Source organism: Yinghuangia sp. ASG 101 (genome assembly GCF_021165735.1).
Lineage (GTDB): Bacteria > Actinomycetota > Actinomycetes > Streptomycetales > Streptomycetaceae > Yinghuangia.
This window is the reverse complement of record NZ_CP088911.1, coordinates 128,664-154,303: the sequence shown is the minus strand read 5'-3', so window position 1 is coordinate 154,303 and position 25,640 is coordinate 128,664. Positions and strand designations below refer to the sequence as shown.

The window sequence follows — 25,640 nt, the reverse complement described above, 5'->3', positions numbered from 1 at the left end:
TGGTCAGCGGTGGCGAATCACCCGTCCGGCCTACGCCCTCGCGCACGCGCCGGACCCCGGCCGCGCCTGATCCCGCCCCTCACCGCGCGGTGGGCACGACCGAGGCGCCCCCACGGCCACCGCCCGGCCCGCGTCTCCCCGAATCCGCCATTTGACATGGTCAAACGGGCGTTGACACGCTCGGCGCATGTCCGACCCGTCCCCTCGGCGGACCGGCGCCGTCCGGCTCCCGTTCCCCGCCCGACGTCGGCCCCGCAGCCGCGCCGGCGCCGACGACCTCCCGTTCGCCGTCCCGCGCATATGGACGGTGGTCGCGGCGGTCTCGTTGCTCGCGTACCTCGCCTTGGCGGCGTCCCGTCCCGGCCAGATGTGGTGGCTGGGCGATCTGCGCGTCTACCGGGCCGGGGGATCGGCCGCGTGGGACGGAGGACGCGACCTCTACGAGCTGTCGGTCGGCGCCGCCCGGCTTCCCTTCACGTACACCCCCTGGGCGGCGCTGGGCTTCGGCCCGCTCGCGTGGATGCCGCTGGGCGCCGCCGAAACCCTGGGCGTCGTGCTCAACCTCGTACTGCTCTACGTCGCCGCGCACCTGTCGTGGGGGCTGGCCGGCGTCACGTCGCCGGGCACCCGACGCGCGGCGTCCGCGGTGACCGCCGCGGCGCTGCTGTGGACGGAACCGGTCCAGGAGACCCTGCGGTTCGGCCAGATCAACCTCCTGGTCATGTGCCTGGTCCTGTACGACTTCTCCCGGCCCGCGGGCGACCGCCGGACCGGTGTGGGCATCGGCATCGCCGCCGGGATCAAGCTCACCCCGGCGTTCTTCGGCCTGTACCTGCTCGCGACCGGGCGCGCCCGCGCCGCGTTCACCGCGCTGGGGACGTTCGCGGCGACGGTCGCGATCGGGCTGGTGTTCCTCCCGGAGGCGTCCCGCCGCTACTGGGGGGAGATGCTGTTCCTCGACACCTCGCGCGTCGGGCCGCTGGAGTGGCCCGGCAACCAGTCGCTGCGCGGCGCGCTCGCGCGGGTGATGGGGGATCCGGACCCGTCCGTCGCCGTGTGGTTGCCGCTCACCGCGGCCGTCGGTGTCGTCGGCGTCGTGTCCGCGGTCTTGCTCCGGCGCCGCGCGATGGCCCCCGGCACCGACGAACGCACCCGCCGCCAGGGCGAGTTGGCCGGGCTGAGCGTCACCGCGCTGACCGGCCTGCTGATCGCGCCTATATCGTGGTCGCACCACTGGGTGTGGATCGTCCCCGGCGCCGTGCTCCTGGCCGGTGCCGCCCACCGCGTACACGCCTCCCGGTGGCGGCGCTCCGCACTCCTCGCCGGAGCCGGTGCGGTGCCCGCCGTGATGCTCGCGATCCCGGGCGAGCGCGTCGAACTGCCCAAGAACATCCCGACCGGCATCATCTGGAACGTCCCCTACCGCTCCGGCCGCGAACTCGACCTGGCCTTCCCCGACTTGCTGCTGTCCAACGCCTACGTCATCCTCGGCCTCACCCTCCTCCTGCTCTCCGCGGCCACAGCCACACCCACCCGGCGGTGACCCCCGCCCCATGCTCTCCCTCAACTCCGATGCCACTCCCGCGCGTTCCCTCCGAACATCCCAAGGCGACGCGAACACCCTCGCCCTGACCGCGACCGACACCGACGCGCGCTGGTCCGTCGCCCGCGCCGGTGACACCATCGCGTGGACCGGGACGACCCACGCGGCGGCCACGGTGACCGTCTCCGCCACCGCGGTCGATCTCTATCTCCTGGCGCTGCGCCGGATGTCCGCCGACGATGCCCGGCTGACGATTCACGGCGACCGCAAGGTCCTTGACACCTGGCTGGACCGAACCGTTTTCTGAACCACCGACCCGAGGCGCAGACCCGGGCGGAAGTCACAGGTCGGACAAGTCCGTTTCGGTGCGCGGATCCCGAGCAACGGTTCACTCATGAGGAGGACATCCACGCGCCGTCGCACCCACGCGAACCTCCTGGCGCTCGTGATCCGCATCGCCACCGGGGTGGTCGTGGGCATCCTGGTCCTGCACATTCTCCTGGTGCTGCTGGAGGCCAACCCGGACAACGACCTCGTACGCACCCTCACCGACTGGGCGAACGGCCTGACCGGCTGGGCGAAGGACCTGTTCACCCCCGACGGCCACAAGGCACGCGTCTTCGTCAACGAAGGCCTCGCGGCCGTCGTCTACGCACTGATCGGAGGCGCCCTGACCCGAGCGGCCACACGCCTCTGACCCCACCACCCGGCGCCCCCGGCACATCCCGCTTCGACCGGGGCGGGCCCGGGACATGCAAGGCCCGCACGGCGAGGGGGAGTTCGGGTTCTCGGTGGATGGCGGGGACGTGTCCTAGAGTCGCCGCATGCGGTGGAGGGCGAGTTTGGCGGTGGCCGGGACCGGGGTTCTGGTGTGGGGCGAATGGTTGAACCGGCGTTGGTCGCGTGCGCTCGTCGTGGCCGGTACGGGTGGTTCCGAGGCCGTGGTGGTGTTGGGGTATCGGAATCCCCAGGCGACGGCGAACGCGGTCAATCGGTGGCGCGTTCGTGCCGGGATCCGCTCCATCGCCGCCGACCGTGCCCACGCGACCCGCGTGATCTTCAGCGGCGGCACGCCCGGCGGCGGGACCGCGGAGGCCCGGGTGATGGCCGACTACGCGAAATCGGTCCTGGCGTTCGACGGCCCGGTGCTTCTCGAAGACCGGAGCACGACGACGTGGGAGAACATCACGAACGTGATCCCGCTGCTGGAGGACGCGGACCGCATCAAGATCGTCTCCCAGCCGGCCCACGCGCTCAAGGCCCGCGCCTACCTGCGGCGGCAGCGCCCCGACCTCGCCGAGAGACTGGTGCGCGCGGCCGATTACCGCCCCGGCGAATTGACGGTCCTGAAGCCGCTTCTGGCGTTGTACGGGCTTCGCACCCTGCGGCGTCTCACGCCCGATGAAAGGAAATCCTCGCCGCGTCGGAGAAAAGCGGGATTCCTCGCCCTCACAGCCGCGTAATGGCGGAGTATTGCGCGGGGATTTGCGCGCCGTTCGTCGCGGCCGACATCAGCGCGGGCACCGCCGGGTGGCGGGCGATGTCGTCGGGGTGCATGAACAGCGGGGTCAGCGCGATGTCGCTGTGCGGGATACGGAATTTCGGGGCGATCGGCGTGGCGCCCATACGCTCCCACAGGGCGGTGCTCTCGTCCGACGAGCCCTCGCAATAGACGCCCAGTTTTCGCGGATGAATGTAGTGCAGCGTGGCGACCGCGAGGCCGAGAAAAGCCCCCTGGTTTCCGCCGCCCGGCCGGACGGCGGCCAGCGCACCGTGGATGTGGGGCGGCAGATCGGGAGGATAGTGCGCGTCGACGAGGTCCATGAGCGCGAGGCAGCGCCCGGCCGCGGGACCGGTCACGGCGGCCACGTCGGCGCGGAAGGCGTCGTGCGCCTCGGCGGTGACGGGCGCGCGCTCGGACGGCTCCCAGACCACCACGGCGTCGCCGCCGGGGGAGATGAGCGCGGTCCCCTCGTGGCGGATCATGAAGCGCACCCAGGTGTGCATGAACGCGGTGATGTACCGCTCCCTCCGCGGGACATCGTGGGGCACCATCCAGCTGGTCACCGGAGTGTCGCGGAAGGCATCGGTGAGAATGTCCGCGATCTCGTCGATGTCCTCGGACGCCTCCACGCCGTGCGCCGTCATGTCCTGCGTCACCGTGTCTCCCTTCGCCCCCGGCCTTCGCGGCTTGATTGTGCCTCGGGCGTCGCCCGCGTTCCGGATGTCGCGAACGGCTCGGCGCGGCAGGCCAATTGACCGGTCGCGTCATCACAAGAGGAGCGCTTTTCACCGGGATATCGCACGGTCTCGCGAAGAACCCGAAATCCCTCGCTCGTACGATGAGACTCATTAATCGGGCGGAGGTTTGCCCGCCACGCGGCAGCGGCACGCTTTCCGCGAAGCCGTAACGGGCCGATTCACGGCCGCACCCGGCGGTCGCGTCAAGGGACCGGGGACGCGGCCGGACCGGGGACGCGGCCGGAACGGGGGAAGAACGCCCATGCTCAGGCGAGATGGCAAAGAATCACCGCAGAACGGCCGCGCCCGGCCGGACCACAATCGGGCGCGCCTCCGGGCGCCCGGCGACGCCGCGTGCGCTCCGGCGCGGCCCACGGGCGGACCGGGCTGCCGGGACCACGAGATCCGCGCCCATCCGGCCCCGCGCACCACCGCGCTGGGCAGCGTCACGACGCACCAGATCGGCTTCCCCGCGGCGGACTCCGGCCCGCGGCTGCTGGAGGCCGAGCCCGGACAACTGGCCCTCGTCCTGAGCACGCTCGGCGCGATCAGAGTCGCCCGAGCCGGACGCGAACTCGTCGTCCGGGACGAGGCGGTGGCACTGTGCGACACCGACACCCGGCTCCCGCTGGCCATCGGCCCGGGACCGGGAAGCCAGGCCGCCGAAGCCGTCGTCATGGTCTTCCCCGGCGCGGCCGTGCCCACGGTTCTGCCCGACACCGGCGAACCGCGCCACGAGGTCTGCGACGCCGCGGGCCCGGGCGCGCTGCTCCGCCGGTTCCTCGTCGAAGCCGCCGCCCGCGCGCCGGGGTTGCGCCCACCGGAAGCGGCCCGATTCGGCGACGCCGCCCTGCACCTGGCCGCGGCCGTACTCGAATGGCACTTCGCCGACCTGGACCGAACGGGCGGCCCGACGCGGCACCATGAGCTGATGACGCGCGTCCGCGGATTCATCGACCGCAACCTCGCCGACCCCGACCTCACCCCGAGCCTCGTCGCGTCCGCACACCACATCTCGGTCCGCCAACTGCAGCGGCTCTTCAAGGTCGAGGGCAGCACACCGTCGGACTGGATCCGGCAGCGGAGGCTCGACAACTGCCGGCGCGAACTCTGCGACGGCGCCTTGCGATCCGTGCCGATCAGCGAGATCGGGCTGCGCAACGGCTTCGCGCTGCCGTCCGACTTCAGCCGCGTGTTCCGCGCCAGGTACGGCGTCCCGCCGGGCAGGTTCCGCGACGAGCGGCTGCATCGGGACGCTCCCGGCTAACCGGATGGTCGCCCCAGGGCAAGACACCACCTGCGGCGGCCGGAAGAATCGACGAGCAAGCCAACCGCCCGGACCAGCCGCCCTCCACGACACGCCGCCACCGGCCCCGCCTACCGCACGCACCGCGGCGGACCGCCGCCTCCCGCCCTCCGGAGCCCCCGCCGGCCCCCGAGGCGCCCACCCCGACGGCACCGACCACCACCACCTGGTCCCACCCGCCTGTCCGCACGCGCAACGGCCTGCCCAGGGCGCCGCACCCCGGCAGCCGCCGAGGGCGCGGCTCCCCGCACCCCCTTCCCGAGACGCGCGCCGCCGCGGCCCGGCCACGCCTCTCCCGCACGCGTCACCCGAAGCGGGGCCCCGCGCGCCGGCGCGAACGCCCCGCCCCGATCTCCGCCCGATCGCCGCCCGAAATCCGCCCCCGTTCCGCCGGGTTCCGCGAATCCGCCGCCGTCACCGAAGGAGCACCCAGTTGGAGACAGAACCCCTTGCCGTCGTCGGGGTCGGCTGCACGCTCCCCGGGAGCGTGCACAACCTGGACGAGGCGCGCGCCGTCTTCGAGGAAGGCCGCGACTGCATCCGGGAGATCCCCCACGACCGTTGGGACGTCGACGAGTTCTACGATCCGGATCCGCTCGCGGCCGGCCGGACGTACGTCCGGCACGGCGGCTTCGTGGACGACGTCGACCGGTTCGACGCGGGGTTCTTCGGGATCTCGGACATGGAAGCCGCCTACATGGACCCGCAGCAGCGCCTGCTGCTCCAGACCGTGTGGCACGCCCTGGAGCACGCCGGGCAGAACCCCGACGAACTCGCCGGGACCAACACCGGCGTCTTCCTCGCGCTGATGGGCCACGACTACGCCACCCTCAAGGTCGAGGGCGGCCTCCAGGCCATCACCGCGTACGAGGCGATGAGCGACGCCAACAGCGTCAGCGCGGGCCGGATCGCGCACTTCCTCGGCCTCCAGGGGCCCTGTGTCAGCGTGGACACGGCCTGCTCCGGATCGCTGGTCGCCGTCCACCTGGCCCGGCAGTCCATCCTGACCGGCGAGTGCGATGCCGCCATCGTCGCCGGGGCCAACGCCATCCTGGCCCCCAACGTGCACATCTCGTTCGCCAAGCTGGGCCTGTTCTCCCGCGGCGGGCGCTGCCGCACCTTCGACGAGGGCGCCGACGGCTACGTACGCAGCGAGGGATGCGTGGCGGCGCTGCTGAAACGCCAGTCCCTCGCCGAGGCGGACGGCGACCCGATCCTGGCGAGCATCGTCGGCACCGCGGTCAACCACACGGGCCGGTCCAAGACCCTCACCGCGCCCGACGGCCGCAGCCAGCAGCGCGTGATCCGGACCGCGCTGGCCGCCGCGGGCGTCGACCCGGCACAGGTCGGCTATGTCGAGGCACACGGCACCGGCACACCGGTCGGCGACCCGATCGAGATGGACGCCATCGCCGGGACCTACGGCGCCGCGCGCGCCCCCGGGCAGACGCTGTACGTCAGTTCCGGGAAGAGCAACGTCGGCCACATCGAGGCGGGCGCCGGACTCCTCGGCGTGGTCAGGGCCGCGCTGTCCCTGGACCGGGAGACCATCTACCCCAGCATCCACCTGGACCGGCTGAACCCGAGGATCGACCTGGACGGCGTCCCGATCGAGATCCCGGCGGACCCGGTGGACTGGCCCCGCGCGGACACCCCCCGGCTCGCCGGCGTCAACTCCTTCGGCTACAGCGGCACCAACGCCCACGCCGTACTCCGCGAGGCACCGCCGCGGACCGACCACCCGCGGAGCGCGCCACGCGCCGACGAACTGCTGGTGCTGTCCGCGAAAACACCCGAGAGCCTGCGGGAACTGGCCGGACGCTGGGCCGACCTGCTCTCCCGCACCGGCCGACAGGCCGTCCCGCAGGCCGTGTTCACCGCCGCCTCCGGACGCGCCTCGCTGCGCCACCGACTCGCCGTGACCGGGGGCGGCGGCCGGGAACTGGCCAACGCCCTGCGCCAGTGGCAGACCGGCCGCGCCCCCGCGTCGGTATCCGGCGGACAGGCCCCCCGAAAGACCCCCAAGGTCGCGTTCGTCTTCTCCGGACAGGGCACCCAGTACCCCGGCATGGCCCGCGAACTCCACGCACACGAACCGGTGTTCGCCGCCGCGATCGACCGCTGCGCACGAGCCGTGGACGAGGACCTGGGCGTCCCGCTGCACGACGTGCTCTTCGAGGAGGACCCGGCACGGGACGTCCACGACACCCGCTTCGCGCAACCGGCGCTGTTCGCCGTCGAGTACGCCCTCGCCGCGCTGCTGCGCTCCTGGGGCGTCGAGCCGGCCGCCGTCACCGGGCACAGCATCGGCGAGGTCGTGGCCGCCTGCGTCGGGGGACTGCTGACGCTGGACGACGCCGCCCGCTTCAGCGTGCTGCGCGGCCGACTCATGGGCGAACTGCCCCGCGAGGGAAGGATGCTGGCGGTCACCGCCGACCAGGAGACGGTCCGGGGCTGGCTGGCCGACCGGGAGGGCTCGGCCGCGATCGCCGCCGTCAACGGTCCGCGGAGCGTCGTCGTCTCCGGAACGGCCGACGCGGTCGACGAGATCGCGGCACTGGCCGAGAAGGCCCGGGTGGACACCGCGTGGCTGCGCACCTCCCACGCCTTCCACTCGCACCTGATGGACCCGGTCCTGCCCGCACTCCACGAACGCGCCGCCGCGTTCCGGCCGGGCGGCTCGGCCGAGTCCGCGCGCGTGCCCGTGATCTCCGGCATCACCGGCCGCCCGCTGACCGGCGACGAAGGGCCCGGGTACTGGACGGACCAGGCGCGCCGGGCCGTGCACTTCCACGACGCCGTGCGCACGGCCGTCGCGTCGGGCTGCACCGTCGTCGTCGAGATCGGACCGCACCCGGCGCTGGTCCGGCACGTCGCCGAGGCGTTCGGGGCGGAGGGCGTGACCGCGCTGCCCACCCTCGACAGGGACCGGCGCGACGTCCGGCACCTGCTCACCACGGCGGGCGCGCTGTTCACGTCCGGCGCCCCCGTCGACCTCCCGCGGCTCTACCAGGGCCCGCACTACCGGCGGACCTCCGCGGCGCCGCAGTACCCCTTCCGCAAGGACCGGTATTGGTGGACCGAGGAGCCGCGGAGCGCCCCCGCGACCCCGGCACCCGCGAAAACGTCCTCCGCCGCCCCACCCCGAGTCGTCGACCCGGCCCCGGAACCGGTGGCCGCCGCACCCGTCGTCCCCGCACCCGCGTCCCAGCCCGCGTCCGAGCCGTCGGCCCACGTCCACGAGGAACAACTGGCCGCCGCCGCGCCGTGGTCCGACCACCGCATCCACGGGGCCACCGTCTTCCCGGCCGCGGGCCACATCGAGCTGGCCGTCCGCGTCCACGCGGAGACGGGCGGCGGAACCGGCCCGGTGGAACTGGCCGGCGTCCGCTTCACCCGCCCGCTCGTCCTCGCCCGCGGCAGGACATGCGTCGCCCGGGTCACCCTGCCCCGTACGGGAGCCGAAGGGCCGGACGGTGCCCGCCACTTCGCGATCGGCGGCGGCGCCGACGGTGACCCGTGGGCCCGCGCGGCCGAGCACTGCCACGGCACCATCAAGCCCGCCACGGCGCCCGCCGCGACCGGGTCGCGGCCCGAGGCGCTGCGCGCGCGGACGCCCACGCCGGTCGCCCCCGCCAAGCTGTACGGCCGGCTGCGCGACGACGGCCTGGAGCACGGCTACCACTTCGCCACCGTCCGCGAACTGTGGGTCGCGGCACCCGACCGGGGCGAGGCCCTCGCCCGCATCACCGCCGTCCCCGACGGCGCGCCCGCCGAAAGCCACTCCCACCGCTCGGCCGTGATGCTCGACGGCTGCCTCCAACTGGCCGCGGCCCTCTTCCTCGCCGGCGGCGCCGACCTGCCGCCGGGCGGCTACCTCCCGGTCGGGATCGGTCGGATGGTGCTGTCCGGGCCGCTGCCCGACCGGATCTGGGCACACCTTCGGCGGCGTCCCCGCGACGCGCACGCCGCGTTCGCCGTCGACCTGCGGGTCACGGACGACGAAGGGCGCGTCGTCGCCGAGATCGAGAACGCCGAATACCGGAACTCCGCTGCCCTGTCCGGCGGAACGGACGACGCACGGCCCGCCGCACACGACGCCCGCCGGCGGATCGGAGGGTCCCGCCGCGAACTGCTGGACCTGCTCGCGCCCCTCTCCCACGAGGAGCGGCGCAAGGCGGTCACCGAGTGGGTCGTCCAGGAGGTGCAGGCGACCCTCGGCCGGGCCTCGGCCGAACTCGGCTTCGAAGCGGACGCGATCGACTCCTCGCGCGCACTGCTGGAGATCGGCCTCGACTCGCTGCGCGTCACCGACCTGCAGCGCCGCATCCAGGAAAAGCTCGAATTCCGCTTCAGGGCGATGGAAGCCCTCGACTACCAGACCATCGAGGACCTGGCCGACTTCCTGCTCGACCGCGTACTGGCCCTCGAACCGGCGGACCGGGCGCCCGCGGGCGTGCCCGCTTCGGCGACCGCGTGAGCGCCCCCGCACACCACAGATGAGCCCGACCGCACACCACCGCACACCACCGCACGCCACCGCGCACCGAACCGCACGGGAGTCCGTCGAAGCCCGCCGTAAGGGAGAAGAACGCACATGCTGGACTCGGCATTCGTCAAGGAATACCTTGACACCCACCTCGAACAACGGCAGGTCAACAAGGTCCAGCACGGATTCCCGTCACCGCGGTACTGGAACGAGCCGTCGGTGCCCATGGACGAGCTCACCGAGGACCGCCGCCGACTCCAGAAGGACGGCCGGCAGGCGGGCGTCTACCTCTACGTCGGCGTCCCGTACTGCATCAAGACCACCCCCGGAAAGTGCGGCTACTGCCTCTTCCCGGTGGAGGAGTTCCAGGGCAACGACGCGCTCGAGGACTACTACGGCTACGTCGAGCGCGAGGCGGAACTGTACCGGGACCTCCTGGAGGGCTCCGTCCTCACCACGGCGTACTTCGGGGGAGGCACCTCGAACCTGTACCGGCCGCACATGTACCACAAGATCATGGACCTGGTGCGCGGCCTCGTCCCGGAGATCGCGCCCACGGCCGACGTGACGCTCGAAGGCATCCCCCAGCTGTTCACCCGGGACAAGATGCGGGCCATCCGCGACTCCGGGATGAACCGCATCAGCATGGGCGTCCAACAGGTCAACGAACGGCTCAACAGCCTCAGCGGACGCCGCCAGACCACCCGGCACGTCGTCCAGAGCCTGGAATGGGCCCGGGAGTTCGGCCTGGCGGCCAACGTGGACGTCATCTTCGGCTGGCCGCAGCAGACCGTGCAGACCATGCTCGAAGACCTGGAGACCCTGGTCTCCTGGGGAGTCCACGACATCACCCACTACGAGCTGAACGTGGGCGGCCCCACCGACTTCGCCCTCAACCGCTTCCACGAACTGCCCAGCACCCTCAGCAACCTGGAGATGTACCGGGAGGGGCGCGACCTCCTCCTCGACCGGGGGTACGAGCAGCACGGGGCCTACAGCTTCCGCAAGCCCGGCGACCCCACCACGCGCCTCTTCCGCGAGGGCTACCGCCCGGAGACCTCCCGGGACACCTCGGACGCCGTCGGCCTCGGGTACGCCGCCGTCTCCTTCTTCGGGGACGCGTCGCTGGGCGACGGCCGCTCGTGGTCCTTCATCAACCAGCGCAACCTGACGCGGTACAAGCAGGCGGTCGACGACGGGCGCTTCCCCGTCGAGCGGGCCTTCCGGCACCAACCCGAGGACTGGCTCCTGGCCACGCTCTTCCGCAAACTGCTCGGCATGGAGATCGACCGGACCGGCATCCGCCGGGCCATGGCGGTCGACGTCTACGAGGAGTTCGCCACGATCTGGGACGCGCTCGCCGAGCGCGGCCTCGTCGAGATCGAGCCGGACCGGATCACGCTGGTCGGCGACGGCCCCTTCTACACACCGCTGATCTCCACGCTGCTGGCCGAGGAGCGCTACCACGCCCTGCGCGACCACGAGGCCCGCACCCCGAAGACCGGACCGGTGCCGGCCGGCGGCACGGGACCCGGGCATGGCTGACGCCCTCCCGCTCCGTGGCCGCCGATGCGTCGTCACGGGCGGCTCGCGCGGCATCGGCGCCGCAGTCGTCCGGATGATGCTGGCGCAGGGCGCCGACGTCGCCTTCGGCTACCACCGCAGCGCCGACCAGGCCCACGCGCTCAGCGGCGACATGCGCGCCGCCTGGCCGGAACAGCGCTGTACGGCCCTTCCGGGCGAGGTCGCCGACACCGCGGGCGCGGAGAGGTTCACCGCCGACGCGCTGGAATCCCTGGGCGGAGGACTGGACGTCCTCGTCAACAACGCGGGCGTGACCGGCGACATCAGCTTCGCCCGGATGCGCCGGGAGCAGTGGGACGAGGTGGTCGACACCAACCTCGGCAGCATGTTCAACGTCACCCGGCCGCTCGTGATGCCGCTGGTACGGCAGCGGAACGGGACCGTCGTCAACATCACCTCCGCCTCCGGTCTCCACGGCGCACCCGGCCAGACCGCGTACTCGGCCTCCAAGTCCGGGATCGTCGGGTTCACCAAGGCACTGGCCAAGGAACTCGGCGGACTCGGCGTCACCGTCAACGCCGTCGCGCCCGGATTCATCGACACGGACATGACGGCCGCGATCCCCGAGCCGCACACCCGGCACGTGAGGTCGATGATTCCCGGCGGCGAGTTCGGCTCGGCGGACGACGTCGCGGCCCTGGTGTGCTTCCTCGCGTCGGACCGGGCGCGCTACATCACCGGCCAGGTGATCGAGATCTCCGGGGGGCTGGTCCTGTGACCACCGCACCCCGCTCGGCGGCATAGGGGCACGCGGCCATGGCACTGGCGACGGCGAGCTACACGCGGCTCACCGCACACGGCCGCGCGCGGGTGACCGGTCCGCTCAAGCCCGACGAAACACCGCAGATGCTGGAGGAGTTCGGCTTCGCGGTGGTGCGGAGCCCGTCGGCGACCGTGACGACGGCGGACGCCCACCGGGAACTCGGCGCGATCCGGGCCGGCCTCGGCCTGGGAGCGCCCTACGTCCCGCTGCTGTACCGCGGACGGAACGCGCCGGCCGTCACCGAGGTGACCCGAAAGGCCGACGCGGACCACCCGGTCTTCCACACCGGCGCCGCCCAGGGCTGGCACACGGACGGGCTCCTGGAGGACATCGGGACCGTCAGGACGACCCTGCTCTACTGCGTGCGCCCCGCACACCGGGGCGGCCGGACGTCGCTGCTCAACGCCGGACGCGTGTTCCACGAACTGCGGACGGCGGACCCCGAGGCGGCCGACGTCCTGCTGCACGACACGGTCCTCGGCCGGCGCTCGACCCTGCCCGGAGTGCGTCGCGAGGCCGTCGGCCCCGCGTTCGCCGTCCTCGGGGACGGCGACTACGCCACCCGGTACGGCGAGGGCAGGGTCGAGCGCTGGTACCCGAGAGGCCCGGCGCAACGCGACGCGCTCGACCGCGCGCTGCGCCACTTCAGGACCCGCCGGGCGGACCCGGACGTCAGGATCGACCTCCTCCTGGCGTCCGGCGAATGCCTGGTCTTCCGCAACGACCTGCTGGCCCACGCCCGAGAGGACTTCACCGACGACCGCAGGCACCCGCGCCTGCTCCTGCGCAGCCTGCACACCGCCGCCCCGACGACCACACGATGAACGCCCGCCGTCCGCCGCCACGCGTGCGGAGAACGCCCGCCGCGACCGGACGAAGCCCGGCCACCCGCCAGGCCCCCGCGCACCCCACACCGCGACGCACGAACCGACGCGAACGCACCGCCGCACCCGCGGCGAGAAGGGACCCGCAGACGATGAACCCCAGGAAGGGAACGGCCTCCGCGCTGGGACGCCCCTGGCGGGCTCCCCGCGACCACGGCGGCCCGACGTTCACCGAGGGACGCGGCGCGTGGCTGGTCGACCGCGACGGGCACCGGGTGATCGACGCGACGTCGGGAGCACTCAACGTCCTCTGCGGCCACGGTGCCGGGCCCGTCGTGGACGCCTACGTCGCGCAGCTGCGCGCCCTCGCGCACGTCGACATGTCCCAGGGGCTCGCCCGGCCCGGGCACCTGCTCGCGGACCGGCTGCGCGACGTCCGGCGGGGGCGCGGCGAACGCTTCTTCTTCGCCAACAGCGGCTCGGAGGCGATCGAGCTGGCAGTGTCGGTCGCGCGGCTGTACCGCGCCGCGGACGGCGGCGGGCGGACGGACATCGTCACCTTCGAACGCGGCTACCACGGCTCGACCGCGCTGTGCCAATCCCTGTCCGGACTACCGCAGACCGGCCGCGCACCGGCGTCCGGACCACGGATCCACCACCTGGCGTTCGGCGAGTTCACCGGCGAGGGGCAGCGCTCGCACCGGGCACGCCGGCACATCGCCGACCGGCTGCGGAGCATCCTGGCGCGCTCGGCCGCCGGCACGGTGCTCGTCGAGCCCTTCCTGAACGTCGGCGGCGGCATCCGGCTGCCCGCGGGGCTGCTCGGCGACATCCGCCGCGTCTGCGACGAGCACGGAGCCCTGCTGGTGCTCGACGAGGTGTTCACCGGCATCGGCAGGACGGGCGCCTGGTTCGCCCACGAGCACGAGAACGTGCGCCCCGACCTGACGGTCTTCAGCAAGGGCCTGACCAACGGCGTGTGCGCGCTGTCCGCGGTCGCCGTCGACGAGCACGTGCTCGAACGGCTTCCCGCCGCGGGCGTCGTGCCGTACGGGCACACCATGTCGGCCTCGCCCGCCGCCTGCGCCGCGGCCGTGGCGACCCTGGACCACATGCACGCGACGGACGCCGTCGCCGCCGCCCGCGACATCGGCGCCAGGCTGCTGCGTGCCCTCGGCCGGGAACTGCACGGTACGGACGGGGTGCTCGACGTCCGCGGGCAGGGGCTGGCGGTGAGCGTCGAACTGGACGACGTCGGCACCGCCGAGACCGTCCAGCAGGTCGCGTACGGCCTCGGCGCGTACACACGGCAGCAGGGCGCCACCGTCATGCTCGCGCCCCCCGCGTGCCTGAGCCGCGACGAGGCGGACCGGCTCGCCGACCACGCGGTGACCGCGGTCCGCAAAGCGGTCGCCGCGCGATGACAGGCCCGCCGGCCCCACGCCGAACCGGGCCCACGGCACCGGGCGGCACGACGAAAGGACAGCACGGTGACCCTCACCCCACGCAGGCCCGCCGGCGGAGCCCCGGCCGTCCGGATCTGCCTGGCCGCCAGCGGAGCGGCCGGCGTCGCCTGGATCGTGACCCGCGCCCTGGCCGGCGCCGGAACGGCGCAGCGCGACGGCCGCGCCCCGCGCGCGATCATGCTGCGGGCCGTCCGAGGGGCGGGCATGAACGACCACTTCCTGCGCGCGGTCTCCGCGATCGCCCCGAGCGTGGACCGCACCGCCTACCGCCTCACCGGCGGCCGGATGCTCCTCATGCCGGCCCTGCTGCCGTCCCTGATGCTCACCACCACCGGCCGCCGCAGCGGCCGGCCCCGCCAGGTCCCCCTGCTGTGCCGCCCCGAGGACGACGGCACGCTCCTCATCGTCGCCAGCAACTGCGGCCGGCCCCACCACCCCGCCTGGTCCGACAACCTGCTGGCCGAACCCCGGGCGACCGTCACCCGCTTCGGGCGGACCACCAACGTCACCGCCGTCCTGCTCGACGGCCCCGAGCGCACGGCCGCGTGGGAGGCCATGGCGAGGCTCTGGCCCGCGTACGAAAAGTACGCCGGCAAATGCACCCGCCACCTGCGCGTCTTCCGCCTCGTCCCCACCTGACCCCGGAACCGGACCCCGAACTCCGCGCAGCTCCGGGCCTGTTCCGGACACCGGCACCGTCCCCCCGACGCGCCGACCTGCCGGACGGGCCGACGCCGTACCCTCAGGAGGGTGAAGGATCGCGCGGCCACCGGGATCGGTGCACGTCCGGCGCCCGCCTTGCGGCGCTACGTCGACGCGTACGTGGGCTTCGACCTCCGCGGGTTCCCGGCCGGGGTGCACTGCGGCCCGCCGGGCCGCTCGCTCACCACGGTGATCAGCCTGTCGGATCCCTTGGAGATGGCCGCGGATGTCGACGACGGCTCACCGGTCACCCCCTTCGGCGAGGTGGCCGGCGGTCTGATGTGCCGGTCCGTCGCGGTCCACCACGACGGACGCCTGCACGGGGTGCAGATCGCGCTGACCCCGCTCGGGGCCCGGGCCGTCTACGGCATGCCCGCCGCGGCGCTCGCCCACCAACTGGTGCCACTGGACGAGCTTCTGGGAGCACTCGGCGTCGAACTGGTCGACCGCGTCCGAGCGGCGACCACCTGGGCCGCGCGGTTCACCGCGCTGGACGACGTGCTGCTCCGGGCCGTCGGCCGCGGCGCCGACAGCGTGCCCTCGGCACGCCCCGAGGTGACCGAGGCCTGGCGCCGCCTGGTCGCCGCACGGGGCCGCGTCCGCGTCGGTGCGGTGGCCGCGGAACTCGGCTGGAGCCGTCGGCACCTCACCGAGCGGTTCCAGACCGAACTGGGCCTGTCACCGAAGGCTTTCGCCCGAGTCCTGCGCTTCGAGCACGCGCACGAACTGGCGACGGCGCGGGACCCGCTCCCGTGGGCCGATGTGGCCACCCTCTCCGGTTACGCCGACCAAGCCCATCTCGTCCGGGACTGGCGCGCGTTCACGGGCCGGTCGCCGACGGTCTGGCGCCGCGGCGAAGTCCTCCTCGGGTAGCCGCCCGCGGGCTGTTCCCATTCCTTCAAGACCACCGATCGCCGTCGTGTGACGATCGTCGGCATGAGACTCGTCAACCACGAACCCGACGCCATCGACCTGCGGACCACCCCCGTGCACCTCGGGCTGGGGTCGCGAGCCCGGCCCGTCGAGGGATTCGCCTGGGACCCGGAAGTGCTCCAGGCCTACAGCGCCGCGGTCGCCGCGGACGGCCCCGAGGGCCGCATGGTGATGATCTTCGACGGCGACGGGCCCGGCGACCACTGGGAGAGCCACCCCGCGGGCGACGAACTGGTCGTGTGCCTCAGCGGATCGGCGACGGTCGTCCGCGACGCGGACGGTGAACCCGACAGCGTTCGCCTCGGGCCGGGGGAGGCCACCGTCAACCCGGCCGGGGTCTGGCACGCGGTCGACATGGCCGGGCCGACGTCCATCCTGACCGTCACCGCCGGCGTCGGCACCGAACACCGCCCCCGGACCGACGCCCACGCGACCCAAGCCGCCGCGCCCGGCCCCGAGGCATCGTGACGCGACGCCTTACCGGGTACGGCTGTTGACGTTGACGACGGCTCCGTCGGGGGCCTGCGCGCGGCGGATCGCCATGGCACCACCGTGGTGGGCCGGTTGATCCGCCCGCGGCACGAGCGCGGGGAACCACGGGACGTGACCACCCGCGGACGATCGCGTCGGGCTCCGGTCCGCAGGGGTGGCCGCGGGCCGGGGCGGGATCAGTCGCGGGGGACTTCGCGCACGGTGGTCCCGTCCGGGTCCGGCAACCGGCCGTCCTCGGCGCGCGCCTCCAGGGGTTGCAGCGGCCCGTCCCTGTCGGCGGTCGACGAGCACGGAGTGCTCCTCGCTCACCGCCTCATGGCTGCCCCCGGGGCGCGGTCCGCGCCCCGGGCGCCGCGTTCAGCGGCCTCCCCCTCGCTCTGTGGGCGTTCACCTCCCCAAGCCACCCGGTGTCACCACCGCGACCGGGTGGGACGCGGCGTCCGCCACGCCAGCCGGGACGATGACAACTCCCCCCACACGGGGGCCTGGTGCACCACGGCCGAGCCGAACGGCCGCCGCTCCCACGGGGACACGTCGTGTCCGTGCCGGTCGGTAGGGTCCTCCGCATGGATCTTCGGGGACGGTCAGTGGTGTTGTTCGGGGAGTTCCGCTCGATCGGGACGGCGGAAGCGGTACGCCGCCTGAAGTCGCTCGGTGCTCACGTGGCGGACTCCGTGACCCGCGAGACGGACGTGATGTTCCTCGCCACCGGCGAACGCGGCCCCATACCCCGCACCGAAGACATGCTCCGGACACCGCAGTTCGACGAGGAAGCCCTGCTCGGCATGCTCGAACGCGCCGTCGGTGCCCCGCCGTCGGGCGGCGAACCGCCGTCGTTCCTGCCCCGAACCCCTGCGCCCGCGGACCCCGTTGACGCGGAGGCGTTGTGCGCGCTCGTCGAGGAGGCGGACTGGTCCGCGTTCGTCCCGGACAGGGACCTGGCGGCACTGCGTACCCGCCTCGCCGACCTGGAACGGCGCCAGGGGGTGACCGAGGCACACCGGTCGGCCACACGCCGGTTGTGCGCAACCGGCGAGACAAGCCTGTGGCACCCGTTCGGCCATGACGCGGAGATCGTCGGACATGCGATGAGTCCGGACGGCCGCCACCTCGCCACCGGCAGTTGGTACCCCGACGGAGACTACGACGCCGGAGGCGTCCTGCAGATCTGGGACGTCGCGTCGGGGCGGTGCGTCAATACGATCCGGGACGTCGACGGCGGCGTCGGGTGGCCCGACTACGCGGGCACGATCCAGTGGTCCGCCGACGGGTCCCGCCTCGCCGTCGCGTACGCGACGAACATCGTGGGGCTGTGGAACCCCGCCGGGGACGACGACGAGCCGGTCGCGACGATCAACGTGTCGGACGGCAACTCCCGTCCGTCGTCGTTCGCGTTGTCCCCGGACGGGCACAGCGTCTACCACCACTGCACCACCAACGGCGACGGCGGCCTCCAGGGCTGCATCGTGCCCTTGGACCGGGGCGGGCTGTTCTGGCTGCCCAACCGGGTCCAGGCCGACCATCCGTACACCATGGCACGACAGCTTCCGGCCGGCGTCCGCGAGGCGATCCGGCAGGCCGAAATCGCCGACAACGTCGGTGAGTGGATCGAGAACCCGGTCTGGTCGCCCGACGGAACGCGTCTCTTCGGCACCAACGCGATCTGCGTCGACGCGCGCACCCGCACGGTGCTCTGGTACACACCCGCCACAACTGCCGCACCCAGCCCGGACGGTCACCGTGTCGCCGCCGCGACCCGGGACGGCCTGTTCTTCCTCGACGCGGCCGACGGACACGTCCAAGACGGCCCGTTCGATCTCGGCACAGTCTGTTCCCTGCACTGGGCCCCCGGACGCCCCGACCGGCTCGCCGTGGCGGTCGCGCGCTCGGGTACGTCCGCACCCGCGGTCCACATCTTCGACGCCGGGCGGCACGTGGGTTCCGTGGCCGTCCCGCACCCGCAGTGGCAGGCCGGCGAGCGGTGGACCGGGGACCGCAACGCCTGGTCCTGGGCCCCCGACGGTGAGCGCGCCGCCTGCCTGACCGACACCGGAACCGTCGAGGTGTGGTCGTTCACCGACCCCGCCCACCCGGAACGCCTGCGGACCCTCCCCGCCGAGGCCACCTGTGCGGTGCGTTGGGGTGCCGACGACACCATTGTCCTGCCGGCTGAGCGGAGGGTGCGATTCGTCCGAGCCGAAACCGGCGGGCTCGTCGGCGACTTCGCGTTCCTCCGGGCACCCGAGGGGCCGCGTCCCGTCGAGGGTTATGACGCCTACGAGTTCGAGCGTCAGTTCTTCCCCCTCGACGACCACACCTGGGCGATGACCCTGGAACCCGACGTGGTCGTGGCGCCGCCCGATCGAGAAGACGCGTTGGACGCCGTCCTCACCTGGTCGGTGGGCCGCCGACACGCGTGGCCGGTCCGCTGGGGCGACCTGAGCGTCCGCCCCGACGTCCCCACCGCCGACGTCGACCCCGGAGCGGGCACCTCCCTGGGCGACCGCCCGTCTTGAACGGGCCGCGTCCGGCCGGGCGTCTCACCGATGGTCGTAGACGGTGACGGCGATGTCCCGGGCGCACAAGGTGGTGACGATGATCGGCTCGATGCGATCCCAGGTGCCACCGGCGAGGCCGCAGCCGATGCGGGGCATGTGAACGGAGGCCTTGTCGGCAAGGGCGTGCCGGGCGACGGCGTCGAGACAGGCCGCGACGGCTTCGTACCTGATGGGCGGACCGTTGCTTCCCGCCTTGATCCCGTGCTGCGCGACCATGTTCGCGACCTGGATGTCCGGCCGGACGCGGACCATCTGGACCGCTCCGAGCGCGAAGTCGTTCCGTGCCCGCTCGCGGTGCCAGCGGCGGTACTCGCGCTCGGGCCCGGGCCAGTGACGCGAGATCGCCAGCACGAACCCCTTGCCCCATCCGCCGAGGTCATTGCAGATATGGGCGATGATCTTCCGCCCTTTGGCCTGGGGGTGGGTCGCGTCACCCGCGACGATCTTCAGTGGTTCCACAGAGCCATGTTCCCCCGCTCCCCGCGCACGCACCATGCCTTTTTCCCACCGACACCCCGCGCCGGCCCTCGCCGTGCCGACCGACCGACAGGCCCTTGCGACCACGGCAACCTTCCCGCAGGCGGGACCACCTCGGAACGGTCCCGGGCCCGCCCCGCGGCACACCGCCCCCGCGGGTACGGCGTCGGCACGGGGTATTGATCAAACGTTCTCAATCCCCCCACCTCCGACCCCCGAACGAAGAAGGCCCGTGACCCGTCTCCGACCAAATCGTTGGACAACGCGAACCACCGCCGCAACGTTCCGCCCTCCGTTCCCACACCCCAACCCCCCCCGAGGCGCCTCCATGACCTCCAACCCGCCCTGGAACCCCCTGCGAGCCCTGCAGGACTCCGACCCGCGTACACGCCCGTTCCACGACCTCCTCGCGCGCGTGCCCGACCTTCCGGGCCGGCCCGCGCGCATCGCCGACCTGGGCTGCGGCACCGGGAGCGTCACCGCGCTGCTCGCCGCGCGATGGCCCCACGCCCACGTCACCGGGATCGACACCTGCGCCGAAAGCCTGGCCGCCGCCGAGGAGTTCGCGGGGGAGACGGCAGGCGGCGGACGCCTGGAGTTCCGGCACGGCGACATCGCCGAATGGGCCCCGGATGAGCCCTTCGACCTCGTCATCTCCAGCGCCGCGATCCAGTGGGTGGCGGACCATCCGTACCGCTTCGAGACATGGACGCGCACCCTGCCGGTCGGCGGCGTCTTCGCCTTCCAGGTCCCCGACAACGCCGCCGCCGCGAGCCACGCCGCACTCCGTGAGCTGTGTGCGAGCCCCCGGTGGCGCGACCGCCTCGGGCCCGGGATCCCTCCGTCCCCGAAGGTCTGGGCACCGACCGAGTACCTGGACCACCTCGGCTGCCTGGGATTCACCGTGGACGCCTGGGAGTCGACGTACGCCCACCTCCTGCCGGCGGCCGATCCGTTCGCGGGCTGGGTCGGGGGAACGGGGATGCGTCCGGTGGTGGACGCCCTCGCCGACGAACCCGGCGCGGCACAGGAGTTCTTCGCCGACTACCTCGACCGGCTGCGCGCGGTGTACCCCGCCGCGTCGTACGGCACGGTCTTCCCGTTCCGCCGCATCTTCGCGGTGGCCCGCCGGGAAAGGACGGCGTGACGTCCGTGGAGCGCGCTCTGTCCGCCCACGAAACCGCGATGATCCTCGGCGACATGCGGGTCGTGACCGTCTGGGAGGTACACGGGGACCTCGACGAGCCGGCGGTCGAGCGCGCACTGCACGCACTGGCACAGGTGTATCCGCTGATCCGCGGCAGGATCACTTTCCGCGGCGAACGCGCCTCCATACACATCCCCGAGAGCGACACCCCCGCGCTTCGCCTGCACCGTGCCGAGGATCTGACGTCGGAACTCAGCGTGCGCGGCGATTGGTCCGAAGGGCCTTTCCTGCGCATGACGTTGATCTCCGAGGGGCGGAAGCACCACCTCGTCGGCACGCTGCCACGAGCATGCGTGGAAGGCATGGGGCTCATCGCGCTGCAGCAGGCGTTCTGGACGCTCTACGCGGCGGAATGCTCCGGCAGCCCCGTCACACCGACGCCGGTGCAGCCCGTCCTGGCCCCCGCGATCGAGGACAGAATCGCGCACAAATACTCTCCCTCGGACCTGCGCGACTACGTGGCCCAGCGCGCACAGAGAGAGGCCCAAAGCCCCCCTGCCCGCCTCCCGAGCCTGGTGTCGCCGGAAGGCGTCCCCGGCTCCGATCCCACCTTCGGAACGACCCGCGTCGGTATGGATCGGGCCACCACGTCCGCGCTCGCGGACATCGCGCACCGCAACGGGATGTCCGTCAACTCTCTCGTCTGCGGCCTGGTCCTCGCCGCGGTGCGGTCCGCACTCGAACCCTCCACCGGCCCGCTCCGCGTCGGGTGCGGCGTCGCGGTCGACCTGCGCAGACGATTGACCCCGCCCATTCCCGCCGAGATCATGCAATCGGCGGCATCGGGATTCCCGGTCGAACTCCTCGTCGACGACGACGCCGACCCCATCGAACTGGGGCGTGAACTCTCGGCGCGCGTACGCGAGAACCTCGACGCGGAAACCGCGGAAAAGGAACTGGCCGCGTTCCCGTACATGGTCACGCAGTTCCCCCCGACGTGCACCCTCACCAACCTGGGAACCATTCCGGTCCCCGCCCTCCCGGGAAACCAGGTGGTCACGGACCTGCGGATCCTGCCCATGACCCGAATTCCCATGCCCTTCGTGGTGATCAGCCAATTCGACGGGAAACTCCGCCTGGACATCACCTTCGGCCGCGCCTGCTACACGGACGCGCAGATCGACGACATCACGGCACGCACGCGCGACATCGTCGAGACGACCGTATCCCTCCACGCGTCCGCGCCCGAGGAAACCAGGGATTCGCTCGACACCGGGGCGCCCGTGTAAGACGACGGGGTGAGTTCGCGTCGGCTGTGGAGCAACCACGTTGAGCGCAGCACCATTTGACGGTGGGTCACCCGACCCGAGACGGCGGTGGGCGAGCGTCCGGCGTCCCCGTTTCGCCGGGACGACGGACGTCGGCCCGGGTCGGGTACCCGCGCTCCGCTCCGCAGGGCAGGACGTCCAACAGCGCGGCCGGCGCCGTCCGATGCGTGGCCCGCGCGGATTCCCGGCTCCCGGCCCCGGTCACCGAACAACGCTCACAAGCCGCTGGGCCAGGGGAGTCTCAGGTCGACGGTCGCCGCACCGATCGCGGTCGCGCCCTGAGGCCCGAACCGACCATCAGCCGCACGCCGATGACGGCGGACGCCGTGGCGAGGGACGTCCAAGAGGGCCGACCCGTGAGGCGCAGGAGACCGGCGGCCACGAGGAAGTCCGTCAGCACCGCCACACTCGGCCGTACCCGGCGGAGTCGAAAGCCGACGCACGCGGCGCTGATCAGCCCGAACATCGTGATCAGGACGGCGGCTTGCGTCGTCAGCGACCCGGTCACGGAGCGTTTCCCGAAGCCGTGGCACCGTGCCGGGACGCGCTCCGCTCAAGCTCCCGGCGCTCCTGCTCGATCTCCCGGCCGAGTACGTAGTTCAGCACGGTCCGGATCGCGGCGATCGCGGCCAACTGGCCGATCTCCGTGAACGAGGGCGCGATCGCCGTACGCAGGATGTCCCCCGCGAGCTGGAACTCAAGGCCGAGGGCCAGGAAACGCCCCAGGGTCAGCCGGATCCGATTGAAGCCCGAGGCCGCGCCCGGGGATTCCCTCCACCTGCGCACTCTGACCGCGCCGTAGCCGACGAACAGGGCGAACGCCCAGGCCGCGCCGACGAGAATGATCAGCGCACCGGCGAACTCGACCAGCCGCACGGCCAGATCGACGACGTCGCGAAGCGTGGATTCCGGCAGGACATCCGCATACATAAGGGCATTGTCGACTCACGCGGGTGCCACTCGTGCGCGCCACCCCCAGTGCCGGAGGGAACATCCCGGATCGAGTGGCGAAAATCCACCGACCACCGGCGACCGCAAGGCAAAAACGCACCGACCACACCGAATCGGCGTTCCTGACGCCGGTGTCCCAACCCATGCGGACGCGGCCCGCCCCACCGCATGCGGCTCGATCACGAGGGTCGCAGGCCGACGTTCGCCGCCACCGCGCCGCGGGGGCCGGTCACCGCCGTGGCCCCGGCCGCGAGAGAGCGGTTCCCGGCTTCAGGTGCCCTTCTTCTTGCCGAGAAGCTTCCCGAGCAGCGACTGTTTCGGGGGCCCTGACCGGGCGTTCTCGACCGCCTGGTGGTACTGCTGCCTGTCGCGCGCGATCTGATCCTCACGAGCCGTCCGAGGGTTGCCCCTGCCGGGGGTGGGCCGGGTCGCCGGTGGCACACCGGCCGAACCGGCCAGCCACGGCTTGTCCTTGGCCAAGGCTTCCGTGGCCGCTTTGACGCGCCGTGCCTCCTCGGCCTTTTCCCGCGCCGTTCGCGCCTGCGCCGCCTGCCTGCGTTGATCGGCAAGATACTTGTCACGCTCCGCAGAGTCGTCACGCCCCTGATCCCTGGCCACGACCGCCCCCTTACCGGATGCGCTGCGTACGAGTCTCCCTCCGTATCACGTGGGAAGTGCCGGTGTACATACGGATCGGAGCCGGTTGGGAGGCGTACGTGACGTCGGCGCACCGCCCCGCCCGTTTCCGCCGATCGCCTCGGCCCGCGAGACGCCGCCGCCCAACTGTCACGCACGACCTCCCCCGCGGCATGCATACCTGTTGCATCTATCATGCCCGCATGACGACCGACACGGCTCTTCCGGCCGCCGAGCGCGCGTACCGGCACATCAAGCAGGGGGTTCTGGAGCGCCGCTACGCGGGCGGGAGCCTGCTCACCGAGGGCGAGCTGGCCCACTCGGTCGGCGTGTCGCGCACCCCGGTGCGGGAGGCGCTGCTGCGCCTGGAGGTCGAAGGGCTGGTCAGGCTCTATCCGAAGAAGGGCGCGCTGGTGCTGCCGGTGTCCGCGCAGGAGATCGCGGACGTCGTCGAGACCCGGCGGCTCGTGGAGGAGCACGCCGCGCGCAAGGCGGTGCCCGCGCCGCCGTCGCTGATCGCGCGCCTGGCGGAACTGCTGGAACTCCAGCAGCGCCAGGCCGCCGCGGGCGACCTGGCCGCCGCCGCGGCCACCGACCGCTCGTTCCACGCCGAGATCGTGCGCAACGCGGGCAACGACATCCTGGTCAAGCTGTACGACCAGCTCCGCGACCGGCAGTTGCGCATGGGCGTCGCCGTCATGCACGCCCACCCCGACCGGGTGACGGGCAACCTCGCCGACCACGCGGACATCCTCGACGCGCTGCGCTCCGGCGACGCGGACGCCGCCGGAGCCGCCGTCCACCGGCACATCGGCCGACTGTTCGACCTGGCCCGGGGCCAGGACCGATGAGCGCGGGCATACCGTCCGCACGGCCCACCCCGGCCCGGCCGCCGGACCCCGCCGCGCTGCCTCCCGCGGATCCGCCGGGCGGACGGCTCGCCGTGGGCATCTGGTCGACCGGCGTCGCGGTCTACTTCGTCGCGGTCGTCTTCCGTACGTCCCTGGGCGTGGCGGGACTGGACGCCCAGGAGCGCTTCCACATCGGCGCGTCCGCATTGTCGGCGTTCTCGATCCTGCAGTTGCTCGTGTACGCGGGCATGCAGATACCCGTCGGCCTGATGGTCGACCGGTTCGGCACCAAGCGCGTGCTGGTCGCCGGCGCGGTGCTGTTCACCGTCGGCCAGCTGGGCTTCGCGTTCTCGCCCACGTACGGCGCCGCGCTCGCCTCGCGCGCGCTGCTCGGCTGCGGCGACGCCATGACGTTCATCAGCGTGCTTCGGCTCGGCAACCGCTGGTTCCCGGCGCGGCACGGCCCGCTGATCACGCAGCTCGCCGGTCTGGTCGGTATGGCCGGCAACCTCGTCTCGACGCTTGTCCTCGCCCGGCTGCTGCACGGCGTCGGCTGGACCGCCGCGTTCGCCGGCAGCGCGCTCGCGGGCGTCGTCGTACTGCTGCTCGTGTCGCTGTTCCTCCGGGACCACCCGCACGGGCACGCACCCGAACCGGTCGCGCACCGCGGGGGCGCGTACGTACGCCGGCAAATCGCCGCGGCCTGGCGGGAGCCCGGCACCCGGCTCGGCATGTGGACGCACTTCACGACGCAATTCCCCGCGATGGTGTTCCTGCTGCTGTGGGGGATGCCGTTCCTCGTCGAGGCCCAAGGCCTCACCCGCGGCACGGCCGGCGGGCTCCTCACCTTGGTGGTGCTGTCGAACCTGGCCGTCGCCGTGGTGTACGGGCAAATCGTCGCGCGGTGTCAGGCGGCACGGCTGCCGCTCGCGCTCGGCACCGTGGGAACCACGGCGACCCTGTGGGCCGCCACGCTCGCCTGCCCGGGAACCCACGCGCCCATGTGGCTGCTCGTCGTGCTGTGCGTGGTGCTCGGGGCCTGCGCTCCCGCGTCGATGATCGGGTTCGACTTCGCGCGCCCGGCCAACCCGCCGCAGCGACAGGGGACGGCCGCCGGCATCGTCAACATGGGCGGATTCGTCGCCTCCATGACCGCCCTCCTGGCGATCGGCGTACTGCTCGACACGACCGGCGACGACTACCGCACCGCGTTCTCCGCCGTGTTCGTCCTCCAGGCCGTCGGGCTCACCATGATTTTCCGGCTGTACGGCCGAGCCGCCCGCCGCGAACGCGAACGGCCCGCACCGGGCACCCGACCGGGCCCGACGCCCGTATCCGCACCGCGGTGA

The 25,640-nt window shown here is 72.7% G+C and carries 23 protein-coding genes; 18 read left to right on the top strand and 5 right to left on the bottom strand.

Going from position 1 to position 25,640, the window contains the following annotated elements; genetic code table 11:
- Nucleotides 1-187: 187 nt before the first annotated feature.
- From LO772_RS00745 to LO772_RS00730, 4 genes are all read left to right on the top strand, one after another.
- Nucleotides 188-1,543: a glycosyltransferase 87 family protein gene (locus LO772_RS00745; protein WP_231776326.1), complete on the top strand. Its 1,356-nt coding sequence runs from the start codon at nucleotides 188-190 to the stop codon at nucleotides 1,541-1,543.
- 10 nt (nucleotides 1,544-1,553) lie between these two features.
- Complete coding sequence (locus LO772_RS00740; RefSeq protein WP_231776325.1) at nucleotides 1,554-1,850, top strand: hypothetical protein; 297 nt, start codon at nucleotides 1,554-1,556, stop codon at nucleotides 1,848-1,850.
- A gap of 87 nt (nucleotides 1,851-1,937) precedes the next feature.
- Nucleotides 1,938-2,240, top strand: a complete 303-nt coding sequence (locus tag LO772_RS00735; protein WP_231776324.1) for a hypothetical protein — start codon at nucleotides 1,938-1,940, stop codon at nucleotides 2,238-2,240.
- A gap of 127 nt (nucleotides 2,241-2,367) precedes the next feature.
- The gene (locus LO772_RS00730; protein ID WP_231776323.1) at nucleotides 2,368-3,006 is read left to right on the top strand and encodes a YdcF family protein; all 639 of its coding nucleotides are present in this window, start codon (nucleotides 2,368-2,370) and stop codon (nucleotides 3,004-3,006) included.
- Here LO772_RS00730 and LO772_RS00725 read toward each other — a convergent pair.
- Nucleotides 2,993-3,703 carry a hypothetical protein gene (locus LO772_RS00725; RefSeq protein ID WP_231776322.1) on the bottom strand — a complete coding sequence of 237 codons (711 nt, stop codon included), beginning with the start codon at nucleotides 3,701-3,703 and terminating at the stop codon, nucleotides 2,993-2,995. The genes LO772_RS00730 and LO772_RS00725 overlap by 14 nt on opposite strands.
- A gap of 343 nt (nucleotides 3,704-4,046) precedes the next feature.
- Between LO772_RS00725 and LO772_RS00720 the strand changes: the two genes are divergently transcribed.
- From LO772_RS00720 to LO772_RS00675, 10 genes are all read left to right on the top strand, one after another.
- A complete protein-coding gene (locus tag LO772_RS00720; RefSeq protein ID WP_231776321.1) occupies nucleotides 4,047-5,051 on the top strand; it encodes a helix-turn-helix transcriptional regulator in 1,005 nt (334 codons plus the stop codon).
- A gap of 472 nt (nucleotides 5,052-5,523) precedes the next feature.
- Complete coding sequence (locus tag LO772_RS00715) at nucleotides 5,524-9,570, top strand: type I polyketide synthase (RefSeq protein ID WP_231776320.1); 4,047 nt, start codon at nucleotides 5,524-5,526, stop codon at nucleotides 9,568-9,570.
- 117 nt (nucleotides 9,571-9,687) lie between these two features.
- Nucleotides 9,688-11,124, top strand: a complete 1,437-nt coding sequence (locus tag LO772_RS00710; RefSeq protein WP_231776319.1) for a coproporphyrinogen-III oxidase family protein — start codon at nucleotides 9,688-9,690, stop codon at nucleotides 11,122-11,124.
- The gene (locus tag LO772_RS00705) at nucleotides 11,117-11,881 is read left to right on the top strand and encodes an SDR family oxidoreductase (RefSeq protein WP_231776318.1); all 765 of its coding nucleotides are present in this window, start codon (nucleotides 11,117-11,119) and stop codon (nucleotides 11,879-11,881) included. The genes LO772_RS00710 and LO772_RS00705 overlap by 8 nt, the downstream gene beginning before the upstream one ends.
- A 38-nt stretch (nucleotides 11,882-11,919) precedes the next feature.
- Entirely contained in the window at nucleotides 11,920-12,750 is an 831-nt protein-coding gene (locus tag LO772_RS00700; RefSeq protein WP_231776317.1) for a TauD/TfdA family dioxygenase, read from the top strand.
- 152 nt (nucleotides 12,751-12,902) lie between these two features.
- Nucleotides 12,903-14,174, top strand: a complete 1,272-nt coding sequence (locus tag LO772_RS00695; RefSeq protein WP_231776316.1) for an aminotransferase class III-fold pyridoxal phosphate-dependent enzyme — start codon at nucleotides 12,903-12,905, stop codon at nucleotides 14,172-14,174.
- A gap of 66 nt (nucleotides 14,175-14,240) precedes the next feature.
- The gene (locus tag LO772_RS00690) at nucleotides 14,241-14,855 is read left to right on the top strand and encodes a nitroreductase family deazaflavin-dependent oxidoreductase (protein WP_231776315.1); all 615 of its coding nucleotides are present in this window, start codon (nucleotides 14,241-14,243) and stop codon (nucleotides 14,853-14,855) included.
- A gap of 111 nt (nucleotides 14,856-14,966) precedes the next feature.
- The gene (locus LO772_RS00685) at nucleotides 14,967-15,791 is read left to right on the top strand and encodes an AraC family transcriptional regulator (protein WP_231776314.1); all 825 of its coding nucleotides are present in this window, start codon (nucleotides 14,967-14,969) and stop codon (nucleotides 15,789-15,791) included.
- Nucleotides 15,792-15,854: 63 nt separating this feature from the next.
- On the top strand, nucleotides 15,855-16,319 hold the full coding sequence (locus LO772_RS00680; RefSeq protein ID WP_231776313.1) for a cupin domain-containing protein: 465 nt from the start codon (nucleotides 15,855-15,857) through the stop codon (nucleotides 16,317-16,319).
- Nucleotides 16,320-16,909: 590 nt separating this feature from the next.
- Nucleotides 16,910-18,859 (top strand): hypothetical protein, encoded by a 1,950-nt coding sequence (locus LO772_RS00675; protein WP_231776312.1) that lies wholly within the window; start codon nucleotides 16,910-16,912, stop codon nucleotides 18,857-18,859.
- A 24-nt stretch (nucleotides 18,860-18,883) separates the two neighbouring features.
- Here the strand turns inward: LO772_RS00675 and LO772_RS00670 are convergent, their stop codons facing one another.
- Nucleotides 18,884-19,360, bottom strand: a complete 477-nt coding sequence (locus LO772_RS00670) for a macro domain-containing protein (protein WP_231776311.1) — start codon at nucleotides 19,358-19,360, stop codon at nucleotides 18,884-18,886.
- A 346-nt stretch (nucleotides 19,361-19,706) separates the two neighbouring features.
- On the opposite strand from LO772_RS00670, the gene LO772_RS00665 reads away from it, so the two are divergent.
- Nucleotides 19,707-20,525, top strand: coding sequence for a methyltransferase domain-containing protein (locus LO772_RS00665; RefSeq protein WP_231776310.1), 819 nt, complete (start codon nucleotides 19,707-19,709; stop codon nucleotides 20,523-20,525).
- Nucleotides 20,522-21,814 (top strand): phthiocerol/phthiodiolone dimycocerosyl transferase family protein, encoded by a 1,293-nt coding sequence (locus tag LO772_RS00660; RefSeq protein WP_231776309.1) that lies wholly within the window; start codon nucleotides 20,522-20,524, stop codon nucleotides 21,812-21,814. Before LO772_RS00665 ends, LO772_RS00660 begins: the two co-directional genes overlap by 4 nt.
- A gap of 280 nt (nucleotides 21,815-22,094) precedes the next feature.
- On the opposite strand, the gene LO772_RS00655 is transcribed toward LO772_RS00660, so the two are convergent.
- The 3 genes from LO772_RS00655 to LO772_RS00645 form a co-directional block, all read right to left on the bottom strand.
- Nucleotides 22,095-22,361: a hypothetical protein gene (locus LO772_RS00655; protein WP_231776308.1), complete on the bottom strand. Its 267-nt coding sequence runs from the start codon at nucleotides 22,359-22,361 to the stop codon at nucleotides 22,095-22,097.
- Nucleotides 22,358-22,783, bottom strand: coding sequence for a DUF1622 domain-containing protein (locus LO772_RS00650; protein ID WP_231776307.1), 426 nt, complete (start codon nucleotides 22,781-22,783; stop codon nucleotides 22,358-22,360). Before LO772_RS00650 ends, LO772_RS00655 begins: the two co-directional genes overlap by 4 nt.
- 291 nt (nucleotides 22,784-23,074) lie before the next feature.
- Entirely contained in the window at nucleotides 23,075-23,422 is a 348-nt protein-coding gene (locus LO772_RS00645) for a hypothetical protein (protein WP_231776306.1), read from the bottom strand.
- 221 nt (nucleotides 23,423-23,643) lie between these two features.
- Here LO772_RS00645 and LO772_RS00640 point away from each other — a divergent pair, with 221 nt between their 5' ends.
- On the top strand, nucleotides 23,644-24,291 hold the full coding sequence (locus tag LO772_RS00640; protein WP_231776305.1) for a GntR family transcriptional regulator: 648 nt from the start codon (nucleotides 23,644-23,646) through the stop codon (nucleotides 24,289-24,291).
- Nucleotides 24,288-25,640 carry an MFS transporter gene (locus LO772_RS00635; protein ID WP_231776304.1) on the top strand — a complete coding sequence of 451 codons (1,353 nt, stop codon included), beginning with the start codon at nucleotides 24,288-24,290 and terminating at the stop codon, nucleotides 25,638-25,640. Before LO772_RS00640 ends, LO772_RS00635 begins: the two co-directional genes overlap by 4 nt.

What these genes read in the sequence shown, in the direction of transcription:
- LO772_RS00745 (WP_231776326.1), top strand. Translation starts at nt 188, where the DNA reads ATGTCCGACCCGTCCCCTCGGCGGACCGGCGCCGTCCGGCTCCCGTTC.
- LO772_RS00740 (WP_231776325.1), top strand. Translation starts at nt 1,554, where the DNA reads ATGCTCTCCCTCAACTCCGATGCCACTCCCGCGCGTTCCCTCCGAACA.
- LO772_RS00735 (WP_231776324.1), top strand. Translation starts at nt 1,938, where the DNA reads ATGAGGAGGACATCCACGCGCCGTCGCACCCACGCGAACCTCCTGGCG.
- LO772_RS00730 (WP_231776323.1), top strand. Translation starts at nt 2,368, where the DNA reads ATGCGGTGGAGGGCGAGTTTGGCGGTGGCCGGGACCGGGGTTCTGGTG.
- LO772_RS00720 (WP_231776321.1), top strand. Translation starts at nt 4,047, where the DNA reads ATGCTCAGGCGAGATGGCAAAGAATCACCGCAGAACGGCCGCGCCCGG.
- LO772_RS00710 (WP_231776319.1), top strand. Translation starts at nt 9,688, where the DNA reads ATGCTGGACTCGGCATTCGTCAAGGAATACCTTGACACCCACCTCGAA.
- LO772_RS00705 (WP_231776318.1), top strand. Translation starts at nt 11,117, where the DNA reads ATGGCTGACGCCCTCCCGCTCCGTGGCCGCCGATGCGTCGTCACGGGC.
- LO772_RS00700 (WP_231776317.1), top strand. Translation starts at nt 11,920, where the DNA reads ATGGCACTGGCGACGGCGAGCTACACGCGGCTCACCGCACACGGCCGC.
- LO772_RS00695 (WP_231776316.1), top strand. Translation starts at nt 12,903, where the DNA reads ATGAACCCCAGGAAGGGAACGGCCTCCGCGCTGGGACGCCCCTGGCGG.
- LO772_RS00680 (WP_231776313.1), top strand. Translation starts at nt 15,855, where the DNA reads ATGAGACTCGTCAACCACGAACCCGACGCCATCGACCTGCGGACCACC.
- LO772_RS00675 (WP_231776312.1), top strand. Translation starts at nt 16,910, where the DNA reads ATGGATCTTCGGGGACGGTCAGTGGTGTTGTTCGGGGAGTTCCGCTCG.
- LO772_RS00665 (WP_231776310.1), top strand. Translation starts at nt 19,707, where the DNA reads ATGACCTCCAACCCGCCCTGGAACCCCCTGCGAGCCCTGCAGGACTCC.
- LO772_RS00650 (WP_231776307.1), bottom strand. Translation starts at nt 22,783, where the DNA reads ATGTATGCGGATGTCCTGCCGGAATCCACGCTTCGCGACGTCGTCGAT.
- LO772_RS00640 (WP_231776305.1), top strand. Translation starts at nt 23,644, where the DNA reads ATGACGACCGACACGGCTCTTCCGGCCGCCGAGCGCGCGTACCGGCAC.
- LO772_RS00635 (WP_231776304.1), top strand. Translation starts at nt 24,288, where the DNA reads ATGAGCGCGGGCATACCGTCCGCACGGCCCACCCCGGCCCGGCCGCCG.